General features: G+C 72.5%; 3 protein-coding genes. All 3 read right to left on the minus strand.

Annotated features, from left to right (window positions below):
* Nucleotides 1-1,258, minus strand: a 1,258-nt coding sequence (locus tag WMI84_RS16945; RefSeq protein ID WP_347354952.1) for a beta-propeller fold lactonase family protein, incomplete at its 3' end; no start/stop codon positions are given.
* Nucleotides 1,259-1,500: 242 nt separating this feature from the next.
* Nucleotides 1,501-2,655, minus strand: a complete 1,155-nt coding sequence (locus WMI84_RS16950; protein ID WP_347354953.1) for an FAD-binding oxidoreductase — start codon at nt 2,653-2,655, stop codon at nt 1,501-1,503.
* A gap of 264 nt (nt 2,656-2,919) precedes the next feature.
* The coding region (gene ygjK / locus WMI84_RS16955) for an alpha-glucosidase (RefSeq protein ID WP_347354954.1) at nt 2,920-4,731 on the minus strand (1,812 nt) is incomplete at its 5' end.

The raw sequence follows: 4,731 nt of genomic DNA on the forward strand, positions 1-4,731 counted from the left end.
GGCCGCCGTCCCCGACGCCGGAGTGACCACCCTGGTCGGTGCCGGCCGGCGCGTGGCCGTCCGTCGCGTGGCCACCCGGACCGGTCATGTCCCGCATCGCGGGCAGGTCCAGCTTCACGGGTGGCTGCGGGCCGACCCGGACCGGCGAGAAGCTGATCCCGTTCGGCTTGTCCCCCACCGGTACCCGCGCCACGACCTGGAGCGTGCCCAGGTCGAGGACCGCGACGTCGTCGGAGAACAGGTTGGTGACGTAGGCGTACCGGCTCGAGGGATCGACCACGACACCGTGCGCGCCCTGTCCCGTCTCGACCGTGTCGACGACCGTGAAGGTGGCCGTGTCGATGACCGAGACCGTCGTGCCCGGGTGGTCCTTGGTCCCCTGGTTGGCCACGAGCAGCAACCGGCCGTCCGGGCTGACGAAGGTCTGGATCGGGGTCGAGCCCACCTTGGTCGTGCCGACCAGCCGGCGCGTCGCGACATCGACCTTCGCCACCGCGTCCGCACCGCTGAGGGACGCGTACACGAACCGGCCATCCGGCGAGAAGGCGACCTGGGCCGGTGCCTTGCCCACCTCGACGTCGGCAACCTTGCGATCGTCGCTCAGGTCGATCACGCTGAGGGTGGCGCCTGCCATGTCCGCAACGTAGAGCCATCTGCCGTCGGGGCTGGGCCGCAGCCCGTGCGCGCCCGGGCCAACCGGGATCGTCGCGACGACCTTCATCGTCGCCGTGTCGATCGCCGTCACGGTTCCGTCCGCGCCGTTCGTGTTGTACGCGCGGCGACCGTCGGGTGTGACGATGACGTGCGCCGGGGCGGCGCCCGTCGATACCGTGCCGTGCAGCGTGAGGGACCCGGCGTCGAGCATGACGGCCTGCGACCGGTGCCCGCTGACCGCCCAGAGGGACCGGCCGTCCGGGGCGACCTGCACGTTGTGCGGTCCCTCGATGCCCTCGACCGTGGTCGAGACCGTGTTGGATGCCGCGTCGATCGCGGTCAGGCTGCCGCCGTCCTCGTTGGCGACCCAGACGGTCCCGGCGATGGCGGCGCCCGAGGTGCCACCGGCCCGGCCGGCATCGGCGGGATGCACCTGGTGGTCGGCGCCGTCCCCGCCGCCGGCCGTCGCGGCGACGACTCCGCCCACCGCGGCGGCCGCCACCGCCAACGAGACGAGCGGGAGCACCCACCGTCGCCGGACCCGTCGGCCCGGCGCCGAGCCTTCGGGGTGGTGGTCGGCGTCTCGCGACGGTGCGGGTGGCATGGGCAGCTCCTTGCTCAGCTGGTGGTCGGCCCACTCCGACGTGGGCTGGTTGGCACGAGGACGATCCTGCGACATCTACCACACGCAAACGACGAGCATTCGATGAAGATTCGGTGAACCCCCTCGTCAGGGGGAGCTGCGACACACTCGTCGGGCGTGGCGCAGGGCGCACCGAGCTCACGGTCGTGGGACGGTGTCCGTGCGCGTGGGGACCCGGGACTCGGCGGCCTCCCGGACGCCGCTCAGACGATGTGCTTCTCGCCGTGCGGGTCGCCCCGCTCGAAACGGCGCGCGTCGAACGCCGACACGTCCACGAAGGGAGTCTCGCCCCGAACGAGCGAGGTCATCACCTCGCCGATCGCCGGGCCGAGCAGGAAGCCGTGCCCGGAGAACCCCGTCGCGTAGAGGAACCGGCTCACCTCGGAGGCCTCCCCGACCAGCGCGTTGTGATCGGGCGTGACCTCGTAGAGGCCGGCCCAGCCGCTCGCGATCCCGACCTCGGCCAGCGCGGGGGCGCGCCGTTCGACGGCCGCCGCGAGACGCGGCAGCCACGCGTCGTCGCGGCCGAGCTTGAAGCCGACCGTCTCGTCCGGGTCGGACAGGCCCATCAGCAGGCCGGCTCCCTCGTCGTGGAAGTAGAAGGTGGTGGTGAAGTCGATCGTCATCGGCATCCCCGCGGGCCGGCCCGGGATCGGCTCGGTGACGACGATCTGCCGGCGCAGCGGGTCGACGGGCAGGTCGACCCCGAACAGCGCCCCGACCGGCCGCGACCAGGCGCCGGCGCAGCAGACCACGGTGTCCGTGGCGATGCTGCCGGCCGCGGTGTGCACGGCACGCACCACCCCGTCGACGACCGAGGCGCCGGTCACCCGGCAGTGCGGGACGAGGACCGCACCGGCCCGGCGAGCGGCGCGGGCGTACCCGAGCACGACCGACTCCGGGCTGCAGTGCCCGTCCCGGGGCGAGTAGGCGGCCCCGAGGACGCCGTCGACCGAGATGACGGGCGCGAGCCGCTGGGCCTCGGCCGCGGTGACCATCCGGCTCTCGACGCCGAGCGAGTTCTGCAGCGCGACGGCGCGCTCGAAGTCGGCGACGTCGGCCGGGTCGTCGAGCACGAACAGGTAGCCGTGCTGGACCAGGTCGATCTGCTGGTCGAACAGCTCGCCGAACCGCTCGAAGACGCTCAGCCCGTGCCGGCCCATCACGATGTTCGCGGGGTCGCTGAACTGGGCCCGCACCCCCCCGGCCGCCTTGCAGGTCGACCCGGACCCGAGCGCACCCATCTCGACCAGCACCACCCCGACCCCGCGACGCGCCAGGTGGTAGGCGGTGCTCAGGCCGATGACGCCACCGCCGACGACGACCACGTCGGTCCGGGCGGGCAGCAGCGGGCTCATCGGGGCATGCTCACCGCCCGCGGCGGGAGGACGCGCGGCGGGACCAGCCCCGCTCGGCGGCGGCGCGCCCGTCGACCAGGCCTCGGGTGCCGGCCCGTACGGTTCGACAAGACGAGTCCGGCGCAGCGCGGACGGTGCCGCACGCAACGGTCGTCGGAGCCGGACTTGTCGTGTCCTTCCGATCGGGGGTGTCAGACCTGCCGGCCGGTCGACCCTGTCGACCCCGTCGGCCCGCCGAAGCGGCGGGGCGGCGCACCTGCCCGTTCAGCGGAGCTCCCGGTAGAGCATGAACGCATGGGCGGCGCTCCAGCCGAAGTTGGTCGCGCCCTGCATCGCACCGGTCTCCGGGTTGTAGTTCTCCCGGATCGGCGCGCTGCCGGTCAGGCCCTCGGCGTTGCCGAACAGCTTCTCGACGAGCGCGGCGGCGTCGTCCCGGTAGCCGTAGCCGGCCAGGCCGGCCACCCCGAAGTAGAGCTGGTCCAGCCAGACCCGGCCGCGCCAGTAGATCTGCGGGTCGTATGCCGGGTTGGTCAGCGCCGCGGTGCCGAGGGGCACGGTCGTGTTGAACTCGTCCGGATCGAGCATCACCGAACGCACGCGGGCAGCCTTGTCGTCCGGGGCGATCCCGGCCCAGAGAGGGCTCCACCCCTCGGGCCCCCGGCCGCGGGCGGTGAGCAGGGTGCCGCTGCACTCCCCCGGGTCGGCGAGCTCCTCGGTGATCTGCCGGTCGTAGTAGAAGCCGGTGGCCGGGTCGAACATGCACCGGTCGAGGTGGGCCGCGATCTGCCGGGCCCCGGCCCGGTCCCGCCCGGCCTGGGCCCGATGACCCAGCAGGTCCGCCATGTCGGCCAGGATCTGCTTCTCCCGGGCCAGGTAGGCGTTCAGCTCGACGGACTCCTGGTTGATCGAGAACCCGACCAGCCGGCCGTCGGGGGCGCGGTTCTCGAGGAAGAGCACCTGCCAGTCCTTGCGGGCCCGCTCCACGTCGCCGGCATAGCGGGAGTCCGCGTAGCGCTGCAGCTGGTCGTTGTCGATGAAGCCGAACCGGGCGGCGTTGTCCATCCCGGACTCCCAGCCGGCCGCGTCCTGGGCCCCGATGTAGAGCGACTCGTAGCCGCCCGCCGCCAGGACGGCCCGGTAGAGCGAGTCCCCGGCGCAGGCGAACGTCTCGGAGTCCTCGGCCTTCTGGCAGCCGCTCAGGTCGACCGAGCCGGGCGGCGCGTCGAGGTACTGCACGGTGAAGGTGATGTTGCCGTTCGCGTCGTTGTGCTCCGGGTGGTTGGTCGCCCCGTACTCGGCGATCCCGTTGCGGTCGTGGTCGCGAGCGCGGTACCACCAGTCGTGGTAGGCACGGATCTTCGGGTACATCTCGGCCACGAAACGCCGGTCACCGGTGGCCCGGTAGATCTCCCACACGGCCCACGCGGACAGCGGGGGCTTGGTGTTGCGCTCGTTCCAGTTCCCGCCGTCACCGCCCCGGTCGGCGAGCTTGTTGAAGAACACCGCGTCGATGACCATCCCGGCGTCCTGCGGCCGCACCGGGTCGTCGGCGGTGATCTGGTAGTCGTACATGGCGCGGACGTTGTCCTTGGCCACCTCGGGGTTGAAGTGGGCCATCGCGTACGCGTGCTTCCAGCTGTCCCAGGCCCACACGCCGTCGAACCAGCGGGCGGTGTTGGAGGGGGTGACGGCGTCGTGCCGGATCGCGCCGGCCGGCGAGCGCCAGTTGCCGTTGAGGGTCTCGATGGCCTTGACGGCCACCCGGCGTTGCGGCTCGGTCGCCCTCGGGTTGGACAGACCCGCCCTCAGGTAGCCCTCCCACCTGCGGATCGAGTCGTCGAAGTACCGGGCCGGACGGCGCAGGATGTCCGCCCGCGCCCGCGCGTGGGCGGCGGCCTCCCGGCTCGAGTGCACGTAGCTCTGCAGCGTGTAGAACTCGGTCGCGCCCCGGGCCGGGACGCTGACGCTGCCGGTGCTGGCGTAGCTGAGCGTCGCAGCGTCGACGGTGGTGCGGGAGGGGATGGTGCGGTCGATCCGGTACTCGGCGCTGCCGCTCTGCATGATGTTCCACATGCT

The sequence above is a fragment of the Intrasporangium sp. genome, assembly GCF_039812505.1.
Lineage (GTDB): Bacteria > Actinomycetota > Actinomycetes > Actinomycetales > Dermatophilaceae > Intrasporangium_A.